This is a genomic window from Halorubrum sp. SS7 (genome assembly GCF_005435055.1).
Lineage (GTDB): Archaea > Halobacteriota > Halobacteria > Halobacteriales > Haloferacaceae > Halorubrum > Halorubrum salinarum.
Genome location: NZ_SGXV01000809.1, coordinates 1 through 210, shown reverse-complemented (window position 1 = coordinate 210; position 210 = coordinate 1). Strand labels below are relative to the sequence as shown.

At 70.0% G+C, this 210-nt stretch carries 1 protein-coding gene; it reads left to right on the top strand.

Annotated elements, in window-relative coordinates; all coding sequences use genetic code 11:
- Window positions 1-210: hypothetical protein (locus EXE44_RS19980; RefSeq protein WP_137718158.1), on the top strand; the 210-nt coding region annotated here is incomplete at both ends.

The window sequence follows — 210 nt, the reverse complement described above, 5'->3', positions numbered from 1 at the left end:
CGAGGACGACCTGATCGAAGGCGAGCGGTTCCGCGAGTTCCTCGGCGGCTTCCGCGACGACCACCCGGAACACGCCGACTTCTATCGGGCGCTCTCCGCCCCCGGCGAGCTGCTCGACCTGATCGAGGAGCTCGCGTCGAAGGGGATCTTCCCGACGACGGACGGGTGGTACCGGGACGGCGAGTCCCACCTCGACGGGGAGCTCGAGGC